This window comes from Sutcliffiella deserti (genome assembly GCF_020037475.1).
Classification (GTDB): domain Bacteria; phylum Bacillota; class Bacilli; order Bacillales; family Bacillaceae_I; genus Sutcliffiella_A; species Sutcliffiella_A deserti.
The window spans coordinates 105,266-123,574 of record NZ_JAIQDB010000001.1; the positions used below are offsets into that span (position 1 = coordinate 105,266).

The 18,309-nt window shown below is 38.2% G+C and carries 15 protein-coding genes and 1 other RNA gene; 13 read left to right on the top strand and 3 right to left on the bottom strand.

The window, feature by feature from the left end; genetic code table 11:
* Positions 1 to 15: 15 nt before the first annotated feature.
* The 3 genes from K9B36_RS00480 to ssrS all read left to right on the top strand — a co-directional run bounded on the left by K9B36_RS00480 (position 16) and on the right by ssrS (position 1,977).
* Complete coding sequence (locus K9B36_RS00480) at positions 16 to 303, top strand: DUF6509 family protein (protein ID WP_223699978.1); 288 nt, start codon at positions 16 to 18, stop codon at positions 301 to 303.
* 141 nt (positions 304 to 444) lie between these two features.
* Positions 445 to 1,683: a beta-ketoacyl-ACP synthase II gene (gene fabF, locus K9B36_RS00485; RefSeq protein ID WP_223699980.1), complete on the top strand. Its 1,239-nt coding sequence runs from the start codon at positions 445 to 447 to the stop codon at positions 1,681 to 1,683.
* Positions 1,684 to 1,789: 106 nt separating this feature from the next.
* Positions 1,790 to 1,977: non-coding RNA, 6S RNA (ssrS, locus tag K9B36_RS00490), on the top strand.
* Between the two features lie 175 nt (positions 1,978 to 2,152).
* Here ssrS and K9B36_RS00495 read toward each other — a convergent pair.
* Positions 2,153 to 3,451: an MFS transporter gene (locus K9B36_RS00495; protein WP_223699981.1), complete on the bottom strand. Its 1,299-nt coding sequence runs from the start codon at positions 3,449 to 3,451 to the stop codon at positions 2,153 to 2,155.
* A 119-nt stretch (positions 3,452 to 3,570) separates the two neighbouring features.
* Between K9B36_RS00495 and K9B36_RS00500 the strand changes: the two genes are divergently transcribed.
* Entirely contained in the window at positions 3,571 to 4,836 is a 1,266-nt protein-coding gene (locus K9B36_RS00500) for a helix-turn-helix domain-containing protein (RefSeq protein WP_223699982.1), read from the top strand.
* 87 nt (positions 4,837 to 4,923) lie between these two features.
* On the opposite strand, the gene K9B36_RS00505 is transcribed toward K9B36_RS00500, so the two are convergent.
* A complete protein-coding gene (locus K9B36_RS00505; RefSeq protein WP_223699983.1) occupies positions 4,924 to 6,330 on the bottom strand; it encodes an amidase in 1,407 nt (468 codons plus the stop codon).
* 169 nt (positions 6,331 to 6,499) lie between these two features.
* On the opposite strand from K9B36_RS00505, the gene K9B36_RS00510 reads away from it, so the two are divergent.
* The 4 genes from K9B36_RS00510 (at position 6,500) to fumC (ending at position 11,921) form a co-directional block, all read left to right on the top strand.
* Positions 6,500 to 6,772, top strand: coding sequence for a DUF1292 domain-containing protein (locus tag K9B36_RS00510; protein ID WP_223699985.1), 273 nt, complete (start codon positions 6,500 to 6,502; stop codon positions 6,770 to 6,772).
* A 1,091-nt stretch (positions 6,773 to 7,863) separates the two neighbouring features.
* A complete protein-coding gene (locus K9B36_RS00515) occupies positions 7,864 to 9,258 on the top strand; it encodes an L-cystine transporter (RefSeq protein ID WP_223699986.1) in 1,395 nt (464 codons plus the stop codon).
* A 169-nt stretch (positions 9,259 to 9,427) separates the two neighbouring features.
* Positions 9,428 to 10,390 (top strand): oxygen-dependent tRNA uridine(34) hydroxylase TrhO, encoded by a 963-nt coding sequence (gene trhO / locus K9B36_RS00520; protein ID WP_223699988.1) that lies wholly within the window; start codon positions 9,428 to 9,430, stop codon positions 10,388 to 10,390.
* A gap of 145 nt (positions 10,391 to 10,535) precedes the next feature.
* Complete coding sequence (gene fumC / locus K9B36_RS00525) at positions 10,536 to 11,921, top strand: class II fumarate hydratase (protein ID WP_223699990.1); 1,386 nt, start codon at positions 10,536 to 10,538, stop codon at positions 11,919 to 11,921.
* Between the two features lie 91 nt (positions 11,922 to 12,012).
* On the opposite strand, the gene K9B36_RS00530 is transcribed toward fumC, so the two are convergent.
* Positions 12,013 to 12,597, bottom strand: a complete 585-nt coding sequence (locus tag K9B36_RS00530; protein ID WP_223699992.1) for a TetR/AcrR family transcriptional regulator — start codon at positions 12,595 to 12,597, stop codon at positions 12,013 to 12,015.
* 167 nt (positions 12,598 to 12,764) lie between these two features.
* On the opposite strand from K9B36_RS00530, the gene K9B36_RS00535 reads away from it, so the two are divergent.
* The 5 genes from K9B36_RS00535 to K9B36_RS00555 all read left to right on the top strand — a co-directional run bounded on the left by K9B36_RS00535 (position 12,765) and on the right by K9B36_RS00555 (position 18,271).
* Positions 12,765 to 13,682 (top strand): ABC transporter ATP-binding protein, encoded by a 918-nt coding sequence (locus K9B36_RS00535; protein WP_223699994.1) that lies wholly within the window; start codon positions 12,765 to 12,767, stop codon positions 13,680 to 13,682.
* On the top strand, positions 13,682 to 15,286 hold the full coding sequence (locus tag K9B36_RS00540) for an ABC transporter permease (RefSeq protein ID WP_223699996.1): 1,605 nt from the start codon (positions 13,682 to 13,684) through the stop codon (positions 15,284 to 15,286). Before K9B36_RS00535 ends, K9B36_RS00540 begins: the two co-directional genes overlap by 1 nt.
* 36 nt (positions 15,287 to 15,322) lie before the next feature.
* On the top strand, positions 15,323 to 15,853 hold the full coding sequence (locus K9B36_RS00545) for a cupin domain-containing protein (RefSeq protein ID WP_399201173.1): 531 nt from the start codon (positions 15,323 to 15,325) through the stop codon (positions 15,851 to 15,853).
* 241 nt (positions 15,854 to 16,094) lie between these two features.
* Positions 16,095 to 16,919, top strand: coding sequence for a manganese catalase family protein (locus K9B36_RS00550; RefSeq protein ID WP_223699998.1), 825 nt, complete (start codon positions 16,095 to 16,097; stop codon positions 16,917 to 16,919).
* Between the two features lie 461 nt (positions 16,920 to 17,380).
* Entirely contained in the window at positions 17,381 to 18,271 is an 891-nt protein-coding gene (locus K9B36_RS00555) for a D-2-hydroxyacid dehydrogenase (RefSeq protein WP_223700962.1), read from the top strand.
* Positions 18,272 to 18,309: the final 38 nt, after the last annotated feature.

Here is an 18,309-nt window from a genome sequence, read left to right on the forward strand (position 1 = left end):
GAAGGAATATAATAGATGAATATTACAAGACATGAAGTAGATAAGATAAATGATCCAACGGGAATTTTGGTAGGGGAGCGCTATGAGTTCATATTGGATATAGATTTGCCGGAAGACGATGAATTGTATAACGAGAACGGGGTATACTTGAAGGTAATTTTAGCCGTTGATGAGAATTCAGCCAGAATCGCACAATATTATCTATTTGAGGGAAATACAAATACTCCTATGGATTTCGAATTAGAGGATGAAGAAATTGCAGCAATAAAAGAGTATTGCACAAAGCAATTAGCTTCTTTATAATTTTTTGAAAAAAGCCAACAAAGATAATCATCTTTTGTTGGCTTTTTTAATTTCTTCCCTTTTATAAATTTTATGATAAAATTGGTAGTAGATATCAGATATTAATACTAGGTCATAAAATTATTGAAGGGGAGAAATTATATGAAAAAAAGAGTGGTGATTACTGGTATAGGGGCAGTAACTCCTTTAGGAAACACTATGGAAACAACGTGGAATAATGTAGTGAAAGGAAATTCAGGAATAGCTCCTCTTACTAGAATTGATAGTGAAAACTTTCAGGTAAAGGTTGCAGGCGAGGTGAAAAATTTTAATCCTGCCGATTACATAGATAGCAAGGAAGCAAGGAGAATGGCACGCTTTACCCATTTTGCAATCGCTGCAAGTAAAATGGCAATGAACGATGCTGGTTTAAAAGTGGGTGATAATCTAGATGGCGAACGTACAGGAGTTTGGATCGGTTCAGGTATTGGAGGACTGGATGAATTTGAAGAACAGCATAAACGTTTCCTAGCAAAAGGCCCAAAACGAGTTAGCCCGTTCACCATTCCAATGTTTATACCAGACATGGCATCTGGAAGAGTATCCATTGAGCTTGGTGCCAAGGGGATGAATAACTGCTCCGTTACGGCTTGTGCGTCTGGAGCAAATTCAATTGGTGACGCGTTTCGGGTAGTCCAAAATGGAATTACAGATGTCATGATAGCAGGGGGAACAGAAGCATCCATAACAGAAATGACCATTGCTGGTTTTACTAATATGACTGCGCTTTCCACTAATCCAGATCCTACTAAAGCAAGTCGACCTTTTGATAAAAATAGAGATGGATTCGTTATAGCTGAAGGTGCAGGAATTATGATTTTAGAGGAACTAGAGCATGCCAGAAGCCGTGGAGCCCGAATTTATGGCGAGATAGTGGGATATGGTGCAACAGGAGATGCATACCATATAACAACACCTGCACCTAATGGGGAAGGTGGCCAACGTGCAATGAAACTGGCTCTACAGGATGCAAACATCACAACACAGCAAGTGGACTATATTAATGCCCATGGAACTTCTACGTATTACAATGATTTATATGAAACACAAGCAATTAAAAAAGTGTTCGGAGACCACGCCTATAGACTCGCAGTTAGTTCAACAAAATCGATGACTGGTCATATGCTAGGTGCTGCAGGAGCAGTTGAAGCAATTTTTGCTATACTGGCTATTAAAGAAGGTATGATTCCTCCAACCATTAATTACTCAACAGCTGATGAAGAGCTGGATTTAAATTACATTCCAAACAGCTGTAAAGAAACTTCTGTTGAAGTGGCAATGTCTAACTCTCTCGGCTTTGGCGGTCATAATGCTACATTGGTTTTCAGGAAATTCAATTAGGCTCTTTTCGAATAATTCGAATGACAAAACACATTTTCTTACTGCCATTATGTGAAGTATTAGATTTGGCAGTTGCTTTTTTCCTCGTTCTCTTGTATTATAAGAAAACAAGCTACGATGTGCGTAACCATAACAAAGTTTTAACCTTTAAGCTGTAATAGGGAGTTTTATATAGAAACAGGAATGTCAAGCCTCCGCGATAGAGGACGACAGGATGGTTTTTGCGAACACCCACTTTAAGGAGTGGTGGTTTAAAACTTTCTTATATTAAGTTACGGCAACTGTGGCTTGCTACATAACCTATTATTTTAAAAACGGCACCCTTAATGGGATGCCGTTTTTTGCATTTGGAATGGTCTAGTATATTATTTGTTCAAAGTATAAGTCTGGTGATTATGCTAAAATGGATTACCTAAGTCAGCCTATGAAATATCACAAGGGCAGTCCCTTAAAAGGAACCGCGCTTCTATTAAGCTTTTGCTACGCTAACATTTTCTTCTTCAACCACTTCAGCCGTCACAATTTCATCATCAACCTTTGAAGGTCGTAATCCAATAATTGTCACCATGATCAGAAGCCCTGCTGAAATCAGGATTATGACTGAAGGGGAAACGAAATCATAGAGAAACCCGAATAATACAAGACCAATCGGAGAAATACCTGAGGCTACCATTTCAAGTAACCCAAACACTCTTCCCCGAAAATGTTCGGGAGTTGTTTTCTGCATAAGAACCATGATAGGTGTATTGATAATAATCATGGAAGCGCCGAATAAAAAGTTAAGCGCCATATAATAGAAAACAAAGCCTGGTGAGCCCATTGGAATGAGAAGTGGCAGCGCCAAGAATGCAAAAAGCAATCCGATGCTAATCATGCCATAACGCATCATGCGAATCGGTTTCTGAAATTCTTTTCGAGTCGAAATATAAACAGACAGTACGAGTGTACCTAATCCGATCATCGCTTCAATTAAACCAAGCTGTTTCGAGGTGCCCTCAAGAAGCTCGATGATTATATAAGGCAGGCCAACAATTGCAGCCATGAAAAAGAAGTTAATCCAAAGGGCAACAAGCATGATAGGGAGCAGCACACGATGACCTTTAACATAAGAAGCACCTGCTTTTAGACTGTCGATAAGCGGCTCGTCTTTATGATTTTCCGTGGCAGGTTCCTCTTTTTTATATAGCGTAAAATCAATATTAATTTCACATAGTAATGCTGTCGCGTATGCGATGGCATGAATAAGAAGGAAAGCCTCAATCGAGAAAAAACCGTACATAACACCACCAAGTACAGGACCTAAAATGCCTGCAAGAGAAGTGGAGGACTGAGTAAGTGAAACTGCGCGTTGAATACGTGCATCATCGACAAAGTTAGGTATCGCAGCCGTTAACCCTATGCCTGCAAAGGTAGAAAAGATTGCTAAGATGACAGCCGTTATATAAATAACCGGCAAATTTAATCCAAAAGATAGCGTATAGAGAAAGACGAGCAACATGGTTACTGTCATCATGGCATGGGAAACAATGACCACATGTTTCCTTGGCAGTCGATCAACAACATGACCGGCAATAGGTGAAAGAATAATTCTTGGAACCATTGAGCACAGTATTGTCAGTGCAAAACTTGAAGCAGATCCTGTTAATGTCAGGACAAAAAAACTAATACCAAACATATAAATGTGAGCGCCGATTGTACCAATAAACTCGCCACCCGTGAAAAAGAACATATTGCGGGTGGCTTTTAGTAAACGCTGCTGATCATTCATAAATACCCCTCACTTCATAAAAGTTTAATTTAATTAAACTAATCATAACATGCTTTTTGTTTGCAATCTATAAAAAGTTTAATATAATTAAACAAAATAGGCGATAAAGGATGAAGAAGATGAGTAAATTGGGAGAACGGGTTCGTAAATTACGAAAAGAAAAGAAAATGACCCTAGTTGATGTTGCAGGGAATGAAATGTCTAAAGGGATGTTGAGCCTGATTGAAAACGGCAGGTCCAATCCCTCCATGGAAAGTCTTCAACATATTGCAAAGCAGCTAGGTGTAAATGTTCAAGTGCTTCTCGCTGAAGAATCTAGTGAAGCGATGAAAAGAAGCCTCATTGAGCTAGAAGATGATTTGCAAAAGCTGCACAATTCCAGTTCAATGAAGGAATATAAGAGAATCTCTTCGCTGATCAAGGAAAAACTAATCACCGTATTCAATGAAGATCTACCAAAAACATATGAAACCGGCCGCTTTTATGAAATTGCCGGAAGAATACATTATGGTGATAAAGAATATGAAATAGGAAGCACTTATTTAGAAAAGGCGATTGCTTACTATGAGTCGCTTTCACTATTTCATAGTGTGTACAAAGCGCAGCTTCGAACTGTATTGAACACATTTGTTACGCACAACTATCAAATGGCGTTAGAAGAACTTTTAAGTTTTAAACAGGAATACAAATCACGCGAGCTGCTGAGTGATCCACTCGTGCAAATCGAGTCTGATTATTTAGAGGCCTTGTTGCTCTTTTCAGTTGGAAGATATGAGGAAGGATCAAGTATGCTTGAGCAAGTGATAGCATTTTCAAAGAGAAATAATATTTATTATCTGATGGATGATATTTACCGAATCGCTTCTTTTAGTGCTTTATTGAATGGTGATGATGAGAAAAGGCGCTATACATTAATGAAATCACGTCAGTTTGCCGAGTTTACTGAACGTGCAGATGGGCTAGAGAGCTGTATGTATCTAGAAGTTCATTATGAGAATGTATACTTAAACAATCACGATAAAGCACTGGAAATGATTGAAAGCATAAGATGTGATAAAAATTTCGGAGCAATAGAAGAAAATGGACACTGGAACTTAGAGTTGGCAAGAGCATATTATGGGCTTGGAAAGATTGATCTCGCGTATGAGGAATTAGAGAGATTTGTCTTTCCCGAATATGCCCATCACCCCTTTGACCGCGCCATGCTTTCAACAGCAGATGCATACATGGCGCTCTGCCTTATCAAAAGGGAAGATATTAAAACCGCTTTGGTTCATGCAGAAAAAGCAAAGCTCGCTGTAGCAGATTTACCACATACACCATACCATCAATTTATTCGCGAAACATGGGAAAAGACTTTTAACTTAGCGAGGGAACAATCTTAAGTTTTATAAACAACGGTTGTCAAATTTACATTAAAAGTTTTGGTACAAACCATTACATTCGTTGAAGTCGCAGAAACAATATGACCTCTATAGAGCCATTTCCGGTCTTTTAGCTGACCATGGCCTTGCCTGCTCAAGCTGACCTGCTAGCCGAAACAGAGTCGCTTCGTCACCATAAGGAGCAAAAAACTGTACACCTATAGGTAGGTTCTCTTTATTCCAATAAAGTGGAACAGACATGGCTGGAACACCAGTTGCATTGGCTACAGGTGTAAATGGTACCCAGCCATTTGCGAGTTTAGAATATTCTTCAAGATCACTCTGATAGACAAGCTCTCCAACTTTTACTGGCGGCTTAGAAAGGGTCGGTGTAAGTAATATATCGTAGTCTTGAAAAAACACTGCTAACGTTTGTGCTACGTGTTGCATATACGATATTGCAGAAAGGGTTTCTATTCCTGTATAACTTGCTCCGACTTGTCCAATTTCCCATGTGAGTCTTTCAAAGTCTTCCTGGTTAGCTTTTCGTCCAACAAGATTAGGAAGTGAAGTGATACCTTGAGAGACCATTTGATACCATAGTACCGTAAAAGCTTCTGTGAAGCGCTGAACATCAATTTTTGGTGTTGCTTCTTCCACATGGTGACCAAGGGTTTCACAGAGTGTAGCTGCATCAAGAACAGCGTCTTGACAATCCGGATGAATCGGCTTCCCGTCGAACGTTGAAGATAAAAAAGCAATTCGTAATTTCCCAGGATTAGTTGTAACTTCGCTTAGAAAAGAACGAGCGGGAACAGGAGCAATGTAAGGGTCTCCCAAACCTTTGCCATGGGTAGCGTCTAGTAGTGCAGCACTATCTCTTACACTCCGTGAAACACAATGACTTACTCCTAGACCTAATGTATCAGGATTACGAGGATTTCTTCCCCTGCTAATTTTCATTCCAAAAATACCACAACAAGATGCTGGAATCCGTATAGAACCTCCTCCATCTGAAGCATGCGCCATTGGGACAAAACCTGAGGCAACCGCAGCAGCAGAACCTCCACTAGACCCGCCAGCTGTATAAGCGGTATTCCAAGGGTTTCGTGTAGGGCCAAAGAGTTCCGGCTCCGTTATTGGTTGGATCCCCAATTCACAGGTGTTCGTTTTTCCAATCGTTATCAACCCTGCCTTACGAATACGGGAGGATAATACAGAATCGGTTGGACAAATAAATTCTTTTAGAAATTTGGAACCTGCTGTGTAAGGTGCCTCAGCGAAAGACTCCAAATCTTTCATTAAAAATGGCACTCCTGCGAAAGGACCAGTAATATCCCCGGAAGTTGCTATTGTTCTAGCTTCTTCAAACATCTCAGTAATCACCGCGTTGATAGTAGGATTCATTTCTTTAATTGTTGAGATGGCAGTGTCAACAAGCTCAAGTGGCGTAACTTCTTTATTTTTCACCAATTCTGCCAGACCAACTGCATCATAATCACGTATGTCCTGCATATTTTATAACCCCCAATGGTATTTTGAAGATTTTTCAAGGTTCTCTTAATAAGATTAGCACATTATGGTAAGATAGACAGGGCTATTTTTCTTTTAAAAAAGGAATATAAATTATTCTCAACGGGAAGATAGGATAGTAACTATAATGAAATCGAAAGGAGATTTACATATGGAACATTTCGAAGTAGGATCAGTATTTTACGTTCAGGATGAAAATGATCAAGAACAAGAACTAGAAGTCCTTGGGACAATGGAAGTAGAGGGTTCGAGCTATATTGCTGTAGGGTTTGTAGAGGAAATTGAAAAGCAGGAAGAAACAGGGGACATCGATATTTTCTTCTTAAAGGTGGAGGAAGATGGCGGGCTCTTAGAAATTGAGTCTGATGAAGAGTTCGAAAAGGTTTCATCTGCTTTTGGAGAACTTGAAGAAAATCAAGAATAATTCTTTTTTATTAAGATACGGTAATTCCTTAAATGGGATTGCTGTATTTTTTTTGTGGTAAACCAGGAAATTATAAAAACTTCCCGTTGGTGATAACTTAATTAAAAATAAGCAACGTATAGCTGCAGGTGGTAAAGACTATCAAACTTTCCTCGCTTCTGGCTAGTTCTTCAATTGTAAAGCAGGCTTCGTATACGTCCTTGTTTTGGAGCTGAAGCGAACAAAGTACATGAAAAGCAAGGTTAACGGAGAATGATGTACCTTCAGGAGCGAACAAAGTACATGAAAAGCAAGGTTAACGAAGAATGATGTACCTTCAGGAGCGAATAAAGTACATGAAAAGCATGGTTAACGGAGAATGATGTACCTTCAGCAGCGAACAAAGTACATGAAAAGCAATTTAAACAGAGAATGATGTACATTCAAGAGCGAACAAAGTACAGGAAAAGCAATATTAACAGAGAATGATGGACCTTCAGGAGCGAATAAAGTACATGAATAGCAAGGTTAACGGAGAATGATGTACCTTCTGGAGCGAACAAAGTAAATGAAAAGCAAGGTTAACGAAGAATGATGTACCTTCAGGAGCGAACAAAGTACATGAAAAGCAATTTTAACAGAGAATGATGTACATTCAAGAGCGAACAAAGTACATGAAAAGCAATATTAACAGAGAATGATGTACATTCACGAGTGAACAAAGTACATGAAAAGCAATATTTACAGAGAATGATGTACATTCACGAGCGAACAAAGTACATGAAAAGCAAGGTTGAGGGAGAATGATATACCTTCAAGATCGAACAAAGTACACGAAAAGCAAGGTTAACGAAGTATAATGTACTAACAGTAGCATAGCAGGTACACGAAGTTCGAGATAGATGAAGAATGATGTATCGGAACTAAATCCTAACACACTCTTAAGCTGAACAAAGGGAGTACAAACAGCAGTAGTTGAAGAGAAAGACAAGACAATAGCGATAAGCCCCAGCAATAAAATAAAGAAATTAGAATGTTCATGGTTCCTTTCCATAAGATGTAGAGAAGAGGAAACTCTTCTTAAAATTCTTGGTACAAGGAGGAGTGTCTGCATGAACACATTTTTCATTGTCCTTAATATTATTTTATTACTTTTACTTTGTTATGGGATTTACATTCTACAAAAAAAGGGAGTGTCATTTGCTAAACGGGTATTTGCAGGTTTAGGCATTGGGATTATTTTTGGGCTCGGCTTACAGTATGCTTATGGCTCTGACTCTGAGGTTCTTGCTAGTTCCATTGAATGGTTTAATATTGTTGGATATGGCTATATCAAGTTCCTCCAAATGATTGTCATGCCATTAGTTTTCATTAGTATTATTGCCGCATTTACTCGTTTAACCTTAAAAAGTAATATCGGCAAAATTAGTGCATTAATTATCGGAATACTATTAGGAACCACAGCTATTGCAGCGGCAGTAGGCATCGGAACCACGCTTGTTTTTGATTTAGAAGCGATTCAAATTGAACAGGGTGATGCCGAGACTGCACGTGGGGAGCAAATGGAAGCACGGGCCGGTGATCTTGCCTCCAAATCCTTTCCTCAACAAATGCTTGACTTGCTGCCTTCCAATGTCTTTTTAGACTTTACGGGTGCACGTTCTACATCCACCATCGCCGTTGTAATATTTGCTGCATTCATTGGTATAGCTTATCTTGGTGTTCGTAGAAGAAATTCAGAGCATGCAGAATCTTTTGCAAAACTCGTAGACACTTTTTATACCATCATTATGCGTGTCGTCACTTTAATACTTCGATTAACTCCATACGGAATATTGGCCATTATGACAAGGGTTACAGCGACTAGTGATTATGGAGCCATAGCGAAACTGGGGGAATTTGTAGCTGCTTCCTATGTAGCCCTACTCATTGTATTCGGCATTCACTTATTGCTTTTAACGTTTGCTGGGCTAAACCCTATAACGTACATGAAAAAAGCATTTCCGGTGTTATCCTTTGCATTTACTTCTAGAACAAGTGCAGGAGCCTTACCATTAAATATCAAAACTCAAACAAAGGAATTGGGAGTTTCAGATGGAGTTGCCAATTTTGCAGGATCATTTGGATTATCCATTGGACAAAATGGATGTGCCGGTGTTTATCCTGCGATGCTTGCTGTTATGATTGCTCCGACAGTTGGAATAAATCCGTTAGATCCGTCCTTCTTATTTATGCTGATCCTAATTGTTGCAATAAGCTCTTTCGGGGTAGCTGGTGTTGGTGGAGGTGCAACGTTCGCAGCGATCTTGGTCTTATCAGCAATGGACCTGCCGATCGCGCTTGCAGGTTTGTTAATTTCGGTAGAACCTTTAATTGATATGGGACGTACAGCAGTGAATGTGAGTGGTAGTATGACCGCAGGAGTATTGACAGGTAAAGTGACGAATAATCTTGACAAGGAAGTATATAATAGTGCGCCTTCTACAGATTTTGAATCGGATGTATAAAGGGGGAGGGGAGGTCTCGTACCTCTCCTTTTTACGGCAAAAAACGGACAAATATTCATGATTAATGTTGCAACAAACAAACCTTTTTTGATATAGTATTATGTTGTATATTCTATTTACAATATACACATTAACCACACATACTCATAAAAGGATATTGGTGATAAAAATGACTCAAGAATATAGAGTGTTACTGTATTATAAATATGTTGAAATTCCAAACCCGGAAGAATTTACACAGGCTCACCTTGAATTTTGTAAAGAATTAGGCTTAAAGGGGCGTATCTTAATAGCAGCTGAAGGCATTAATGGAACCGTCTCAGGCACTGTGGAACAGACAGATGCATACATGGAGCATATGAAAGCCAATCCACTATTTGAGGATATGATCTATAAAATAGATGTGGCCGATGATCATACATTCAAGAAAATGAAAGTCCGATTTAGACCCGAACTGGTAACTCTGCGTCTTGAAAATGATATAGACCCAAATAAAACAACGGGTAAGCACTTAAAACCTAAAGAATTCTATGAAGCAATGAAAAAGGAAGATACGGTTGTCATTGATGCAAGGAATGATTATGAATACGACCTTGGACATTTTAGAGGCTCCGTACGTCCTGATATCAATACTTTTAAAGAATTGCCTCAATGGATCAAAGAAAACAAACAAAACTTTGAGGGCAAAAAAATCCTAACATATTGTACAGGCGGGGTCCGTTGTGAAAAATTCTCCGGCTGGTTATTAGAAGAAGGTTTTGAGGATGTCGCACAGCTTGAAGGCGGTATTGTGACTTATGGTAAAGATCCAGAAGTACAAGGGGAACTATGGGATGGTCAATGCTATGTATTTGATGAACGAATCAGTGTACCTGTCAATCAAAAAGAACATATCGTAGTCGGCAAGGACTACTTCTCAGGTGAGCCCTGTGAACGTTATGTGAATTGTGCTAATCCTGAATGCAACAAAAAAATATTAACTTCAGAAGAGAACGAGCATCGTTATCTACGCAGCTGTTCTTCTGAATGTAGAGAACATCCTAGAAACCGTTATGTTACGGAACACCAATTACCTGAAGAAGAAGTAAAACGCAGATTAGAAGCAATTAATAGAGAAGCACAATTAAATTAATCCATTTTTCACCCCGTTTCCTTTATTGGGAAACGGGTTTTCTGTGTTTTTGTCTAAAATAAGATTGTTTTGGATAGTTTGAATATAGGAATAGATTAGAAGGTAGTTCTTTTTAAAAGAATTTCAAAGAGAAAGGAAGAGTGGGATGAAATACCGAATTGAGAAAGATACTTTAGGAGAAATAAATGTACCGGAAAATAAGTTATGGGGAGCGCAAACACAAAGAAGCAAAGAGAATTTTGCAATTGGTACGGAACTAATGCCTATCGAAATGATTAAAGCTTTTTCTCTTTTAAAAAAGGGAGCGGCTGTTGCCAATTATAAGCTGGGGAAATTGACGATTGAAAAGACAGAAGCAATCACATTAGCTTGTGAGGAGATCAATAATGAAAAGTGGAATGATCATTTCCCTCTTTCTGTATGGCAGACAGGAAGCGGTACTCAGACAAATATGAATCTAAACGAAGTAATTTCTTATAGAGGTAATCAGATCCTTAAAGAAAGAGGCTTTGACACGACACTTCATCCAAATGATGATGTGAATATGTCCCAAAGCTCTAATGATACCTTTCCTACAGCCCTTCATTTAGCGGGTGTGCTAGCTATAGAAGATTTTCTGCTACCCTCACTCTCGATATTAAAAGAGACATTGGCGGAAAAGGAGGAAAGCTTTAAAGACGTAATTAAAATTGGTCGCACACATCTTCAGGATGCAACACCGCTTACCCTTGGACAAGAAATTAGTGGATGGCATCATATGCTCGAAAAGAATGAAAAGATGCTAAGGGAAAGCATTCCATATATGAAGGAGCTTGCAATCGGCGGGACAGCAGTAGGAACTGGCTTAAATGCTCACCCTGACTTTGGAACACTGGTGGCAGAGGAAATTTCATTATATACTGGTAAAACCTTTACCTCAGCAGCTAATAAATTTCATGCTCTCACAAGTCACGATCAAATAGTATACATCCACGGTTCTTTAAAAGCTCTTGCTGCAGACCTGATGAAAATTGCCAATGATATACGTTGGCTGGCAAGCGGCCCACGCAGTGGAATTGGAGAGATTTTTATTCCCGAAAATGAGCCAGGAAGTTCCATTATGCCGGGTAAAGTAAACCCTACTCAAAGTGAAGCAATAACGATGGTAGCGACTCAAGTTATGGGAAATGATGTTACAATCGGCATAGCAGCAAGCCAAGGGAATTTCCAGTTGAATGTGTATAAACCAGTTATTATTTATAATTTCCTTCAGTCAACAAGACTTTTATCTGATTCGATTACAAGCTTTAACGATAAATGTGCTGTAGGGATAGAACCGAATTATGAAAAATTAGACTTTAATTTGCGCAACTCTTTAATGCTAGTGACAGCTTTAAATCCTCATATTGGATATGAAAATGCAGCCAAAATCGCTAAAAAAGCTCATAGCGAGGGAACCACTTTAAAGGAAGCGGCAATTAGTACTGGATTACTTTCAGAAGAAGAATTTGATCAATGGGTAAACCCATCTAATATGATTGGCCCAAAATAGGACTTTCAATAAAGTTTCAGTTAATGAAAAAGTAAATGGGAATACAAAACGAAGACTTCAGCAAAAAAATGAAGTCTTCGTATCATTTCCTTTATTCTCTTTTCCCTAAAATTCCATAGAAGAAAATAGTTGTGATGTCTTCTGTCAATGGAAGAACTTTTTGATAAACCTCTTCACGCTGCATATACTCCTTTAGCATGTGTACATAGAAAAGGATCGCTTCATCTGATAAACTTTGATCAATATATCCCTGTTCTTTTCCTTCTTTAAAAATATAAGTGAAATATGGGACAGCCTTTTCAATGTATATTCTCTCGATCTCATTATCCTCTTTTGAATATTCTTTCATCAAATATTGATAAAACTCTTCATTAATTTGAGTAGATACTTCTTTTTTATTAAATATAATTTTCTTGATTTTTTCCGGAAAGGCAATATTACTATACACGAGCTCTTCAAATTCATTTGATACCTTATTTATATAATGCAAAAATACCTCATGAATTAAATTATGCTTACTTTCAAAATAGTTATATATCGTAACTTGCGAAACATTAGCTTTATTGGCTATTTCAGCTATCGATATTTTTTGAACACCGTACTCCATGAATAATGCTAATGCTGCTTCTAGAATATTATTCATTTTATGCTCTCTTCGCCTTTTAAAACCGTCCATATTGTTCACCTCTTAAACAGTTTAATAAAATTTATGTAATAAAACAATTATTATAGTTCATAAACTCTTGTCACAATCCTTTTTTTTATATATTATGAACTCTATAAGTTAAAATATTTCATAACTTGAAACGATCTATCGAATATATTATAAGGGGAGGAAAAATAATGGCTATAATTAAAACAACAGATTTAACGAAAAATTTCGGGAATTTCACGGCATTAGATGGAGTAAACCTTGAAGTGGATCGTGGAGAAATTTATGGTTTTATTGGACCAAATGGAGCGGGTAAATCTACCACGATTCGAATATTACTAGGAATATTGAAAGCATCCAAAGGTCAAGCATCCATTTTTGGAAAGGATGCATGGAAGGATGCTGTTGAAATTCATAAGCGAATTGCCTATGTACCAGGGGATGTGAATCTTTGGCCAAACTTGACTGGTGGAGAAGTGATCGATTTATTTATGAAATTGCGAGGAACCTATGATGAAAAGCGGAGGAATGAGTTTATTGAAAGATTCAATCTGGATCCTTCAAAAAAAAGTCGAACCTACTCAAAAGGAAACCGGCAAAAGGTGGCGTTAATTGCAGCATTTGCCTCAGAAGCAGATTTATTTATTTTAGATGAACCTACTTCCGGTCTTGATCCTTTAATGGAACGAGTATTTCAGGAAAGTGTCACAGATGCTAAGTTGCAAGGGAAAAGCGTGCTTCTCTCAAGCCACATCTTATCTGAAGTTGAAAAACTTTGCGATAAAGTTGCTATTATCAGACAAGGAAAGATAATCGAAACAGGTACGTTAAGTGAGATGCGTCATCTGACAAGAACAAGTTTATTAGTGGAAACAAGACAGCCGCTTCCTTCTTTGGAAGGTATAAACGGTGTTCATGATATAGAAAGAAAGGATAATGCTCTGCAATTTCAAGTGGACGCTGATACGTTAGAGAATGTCATAAAGCATATAAGTCAATTTGGAGTAATCAGGTTGGAAAGCTCTCCTCCTACCTTGGAAGACTTGTTTATGAGCCATTACGTGGGGAAAGAGGCAACTACAGATTCAAAAGCAGGGAGGAGAGTATAATGTGGTCCTCTTTATTTTACCAAACTGGAGGGCTGACCAAATTTATATTAAGACGTGATCGTGTTCGGCTTCCTATTTGGCTAATCGGAATCATTTCTCTAACTATCCTAACCGCTTCAGCTTTTACTGATTTATATCCGACAGAAGTTGAAAAGCAGACGATCGCTGAAACAATGAAAAACCCTGCGATGATTGCGATGCTAGGTCCAGGATACGGACTAGACAATTATACGGAAGGACCGATGATGGCACATCAAATGCTGCTTTTCACTGCAATCGTTGTTGCCATAATGAATATCCTACTTGTTACTCGACATACACGTACAGATGAAGAGGATGGACGTGTGGAATTGATTCGCTCCTTACCAGTAGGAAGATTAGCAAATCTTACTGCAACGCTGTGTGTAGCACTCTGTGCAAATCTGCTAATGGCACTTTTAATAGGATTAGGACTATTCGGGTTAGGAATTGAAAGCATCGATTTAAACGGTTCGCTGTTATATGGAATGGCACTTGGAGCGACTGGTATATTTTTCGCTGCTGTAACAACACTATTTGTCCAGCTTTCAGAAAATTCCAGAGGTGCGATCGGCTATTCTTTTGCGATTTTAGGGGGAGCCTACCTTATTCGTGCAATAGGAGATGTTAGCAATGAAACAATCTCATGGCTTTCACCTTTGGGATGGATCTTAAAAACAGAAGCATATGTGAACAACTACTGGCTGCCTTTGATTTTAACAACCTCTACAGCGGTTATAATCATTCTTGCAGCACTTTATTTAAATAGCATCCGGGATTTAGATTCTGGATTTATTCCTCAAAAACCAGGAAAAAGGCATGCTTCCACATTCCTTACCAATCCTTTTGGGCTGGCATTCAGGCTACAGCGAACTGGTTTTATTGCTTGGGCTATAGGAATGTTTATTCTAGGACTATCCTATGGATCTGTGTTTGGTGATTTAGAATCCTTTTTTGCAACCAATGAAATCATGACAGAGTTTCTCGCACCTGTAGAAGGGTACTCTTTAACAGAGCAATATTTATCGATGCTAATGTCTGTTATTTCCATGATTTGTACTGTTCCGGCTTTAATGTTTATGCTAAAGCTTAAAGGTGAAGAAAACAAAAACCGAACAGAGCATTTACTAAGTCGAGCTGTTTCAAGAAACACATTATTAGCAAGCTATTTTGTATTTTCCCTACTATCTGGCTTTTTGATGCTCTTCCTTTCGCTTATCGGTTTATGGTTAGCTTCTTCTTCTGTTATGGAAGACCCTATTTCGTTTAGCATTCTATTCCGTGCAGCAATGGTCTATCTACCAGCTATTCTGATCATGATTGGGGTAACTGTCTTGCTACTGGGATTATTACCGAAACTAGTAAGCTTATCATGGTTATATTTAGGCTACTCCTTCTTTGTTGTTTATTTGGGAGGCTTGCTGCAGTTTCCAGAATGGATGGGTAATCTTTCTCCGTTTGGTCAAATTCCACAGCTGCCAGTGGAGGAAATGGATTATTTGAAAGTTTCTATACTTACAGGAATTGCGTTTGTATTAGTTGTGGTTGGTTTTGTATCTTATAACAAGCGTGACATTACAGGCTGAAAATATTAATCTCTACAAAATTCTCAAGTTGAAAGGATGTTTAATTTGACTCTTCATGACATGGAAGTATGGATAACAAAGCTAGACCTTAAACCACATCCAGAAGGAGGATTTTATAAGCAAACGTTCCTTTCTGAAGAACGCATAACTGACAAAGAGTTAAGCGTAAGATTTAATGGAACAAGAAGACTTTATTCAAGCATTTATTTCTTATTAACAGATAAAAACATCTCACACTTTCACCGGCTAAAATCTGACGAGGTTTGGTATTATCATGGGGGGAGCTCGTTTACCGTTCATGTTATTCATGAAAATGGGGAGTATAGGAAGTACAAACTAGGACTGAACCTGGAAAAAGGGGAAGTCCCACAAGCGATAGTACCTAAAAATGCAATTTTCGGCTCTACAGTGGAAGAATCTGATGCATTCTCTCTAGTTGGCTGTATGGTATCACCTGGTTTCGAATTCGAAGACTTTGAGCTGTTAACACAGGATGATCTTTTAATACAGTTCCCAGAGCATGAAGATATCATAAAAAAACTGGCATATGAAGTGCTCCCTGCTTGAAAAATATAATATACATGAAAAGGCTTTAGGCCTAAAATATTTTTGTCTAACGAAAACCAGAACTATCCTTTTAAATTCTAGGATTCAAAAGGATAGTTCTGATTTCCCATTGGTTTTTTCTGAAATGTAAGAATAGTTTTTAAATTGCGGTATTAATTCAGCATTCCAACGGAAAAAGTAATTAATCTTTTCCTCCCCCATATACATATAGAAGTATGGGTAAAAAAGGAGGATGGAGCTTTTGTTTTTTCATATTAAAGAATTGCAGTATGAAGCCAAGCCTGACAGACCAGATCCGGTATTTGCCACCAAACTTCAAGAAATATTAGGAGGGCAATTCGGAGAAATTACCGTTGCTGTTCAATACTTATTTCAAGGATGGGCCACAAGAAAGCATGATAAATACCGAGATCTATTGATGGACACTGGAACAGAAGAATTAGCACATATTGAAATGTTGGCTACGATGATTGCGAGGCTTTTAGAAAATGCTCCAGTAACAGCACAAGAAGAAGCGGCTCAAAATCCTGTATTAGCAGCCATAATGGGGGGAATGAATCCTCAATATGCCATTGTTTCAGGATTAGGCGCATTACCCGTTAATAGTGTAGGAGTACCATGGAATGGAGGCTATACAATAGCAAGTGGAAATCTATTAGCAGATTTTCGCGCAAACTTAACTGCTGAAAGCCAAGGAAGACTACAGGCAGTGAGACTTTATGAACAAACGAACGACCGTGGTGTCAAAGATATGCTCTCTTTCCTTATCGCAAGGGACCGCATGCATCAAAACCAGTGGCTTGCTGCAATAAAAGAATTAGAGGCCCAAGAAGGTGTGATTGTTCCAAGCACGTTTCCTTTTGAAAAAGAAAAGAAAGAAGTTTCTCATACCTTTATTGCTTTATCAGAAGGTGAAGAAAGTAGTAAAGGGCGTTGGGCAAAAGGGCCATCGATTGATAGTCTATCACAATTCAAGTATCTTTCCATGCCTGGTGCCTGGGGCAATAAACCGGTATTATCACCCGCTCCACCTAGCTTGCATAACACTCCACCTTCAGTTAAGTAAGCTCGTTTGCAAAGTACTTCACTTACTCTCTACATCAGTTGTAGAGAGTTTTTTACTGTTTTTAACTATGGGACCCATAAAACAAGCATGCCTTATCAATATTATTTTTTATCCGTTTCTAAATTAAGCGTTGTTTCATTATGTTGTTGTAGTACATTTCTCCCCGATTTATCTTTAATGGTAGAGGAATACATTTCGTCATACGTGGAATTTGTTATATATAAGACATTATTTTTTTTGTGTTCTTTACCTACCAAGCTGATCATCCTTTCATTTACCTTTTTAAGTATTGGACTTTATGCTAAGATTTTAACCATATTCCTATTACGTTATGCTTTTACTTGAAGTTTTCAGGATAGGGAACAAGGAGCAATGAAATAGGTAGAGATATACATATGGAGGTTGTCTCATTGAGAAAAATTAAAAATATACTTATAGCAGGTGTTAGGGAAGATGAGTTCATGAAGTATCTACTAGATCACCATCACTTGCAACAAAATTTCCGTTTTTTGCGTATAGAAGATATTACAAGCGCTGACTTTGCATGGGCAGATGCTTACGTGGGTTCCAGACCATGTCAAAACTTTAATCTTTCAAATCTATCATGGGTACATTCCTTTAATGCAGGGGTTAATAACTATCTTGAGGTAAAAGGGTGGAAAGAGAATAACATTTTACTAACCCGGACGGTATGCAATTTTGGCCAAAAGATCAGTGAATACTGCTTAAGCTATATACTTAAAGAACTTCAATATCATCATAAATTTCAAAAAAATCAGTGGGAGAAGAAGTGGGAACCCAAAACACCAAAGATGATTCGAGATCAGACTATTGTTATTTATGGTACAGGAGAGATCGGTCAAGAAATCGCAAAAACTTTTAGCAGTTTCGGCGCTGCTGTTTATGGTGTTTCCCAAAGTGGTAGATCAAAAGACTATTTTCATAAAGTGTCTGAAAGCACAGAAGCAAATTCTTTGGTCAGTGAAGCAGATTGGGTTATAAGCACCTTACCATTAACTAAAAAGACGACCAATTATTTTAACAGTGAATTCTTTACTAACCTGAATAATGCTGGTTTTATCAATGTTGGTAGGGGAGCAACAGTGGATGAGGCTGCCTTAATTCAAGCTTTGGATACAAAAAAAGTTCGTTGCGCCGTTCTAGATGTGGTAGCTGTTGAACCGCTACCGGAAAGTTCTTCGTTATGGGGGAGAAGGGATGTTACCATTACTCCTCATATCTCAGCTGTAACTGCACTGAAAGAGGCTGTACACTGTTTTAGCAACACTTTAAAAAACATCGAGAATAACGAACCCTTGATTAACAAAGTGGATTTTGAAAAGGGTTATTAAATAAAGGGCTACAGCATAATCTCCATACAAATAAACGA

What these genes read in the sequence shown, in the direction of transcription:
- K9B36_RS00545 (WP_399201173.1), top strand. Translation starts at nt 15,323, where the DNA reads ATGTTTAATTTGACTCTTCATGACATGGAAGTATGGATAACAAAGCTA.
- K9B36_RS00480 (WP_223699978.1), top strand. Translation starts at nt 16, where the DNA reads ATGAATATTACAAGACATGAAGTAGATAAGATAAATGATCCAACGGGA.
- K9B36_RS00495 (WP_223699981.1), bottom strand. Translation starts at nt 3,451, where the DNA reads ATGAATGATCAGCAGCGTTTACTAAAAGCCACCCGCAATATGTTCTTT.
- fumC (WP_223699990.1), top strand. Translation starts at nt 10,536, where the DNA reads ATGAAATACCGAATTGAGAAAGATACTTTAGGAGAAATAAATGTACCG.
- K9B36_RS00555 (WP_223700962.1), top strand. Translation starts at nt 17,381, where the DNA reads ATGAAGTATCTACTAGATCACCATCACTTGCAACAAAATTTCCGTTTT.
- K9B36_RS00500 (WP_223699982.1), top strand. Translation starts at nt 3,571, where the DNA reads ATGAGTAAATTGGGAGAACGGGTTCGTAAATTACGAAAAGAAAAGAAA.
- trhO (WP_223699988.1), top strand. Translation starts at nt 9,428, where the DNA reads ATGACTCAAGAATATAGAGTGTTACTGTATTATAAATATGTTGAAATT.
- fabF (WP_223699980.1), top strand. Translation starts at nt 445, where the DNA reads ATGAAAAAAAGAGTGGTGATTACTGGTATAGGGGCAGTAACTCCTTTA.
- K9B36_RS00510 (WP_223699985.1), top strand. Translation starts at nt 6,500, where the DNA reads ATGGAACATTTCGAAGTAGGATCAGTATTTTACGTTCAGGATGAAAAT.
- K9B36_RS00535 (WP_223699994.1), top strand. Translation starts at nt 12,765, where the DNA reads ATGGCTATAATTAAAACAACAGATTTAACGAAAAATTTCGGGAATTTC.
- K9B36_RS00540 (WP_223699996.1), top strand. Translation starts at nt 13,682, where the DNA reads ATGTGGTCCTCTTTATTTTACCAAACTGGAGGGCTGACCAAATTTATA.
- K9B36_RS00530 (WP_223699992.1), bottom strand. Translation starts at nt 12,597, where the DNA reads ATGGACGGTTTTAAAAGGCGAAGAGAGCATAAAATGAATAATATTCTA.
- K9B36_RS00515 (WP_223699986.1), top strand. Translation starts at nt 7,864, where the DNA reads ATGAACACATTTTTCATTGTCCTTAATATTATTTTATTACTTTTACTT.
- K9B36_RS00505 (WP_223699983.1), bottom strand. Translation starts at nt 6,330, where the DNA reads ATGCAGGACATACGTGATTATGATGCAGTTGGTCTGGCAGAATTGGTG.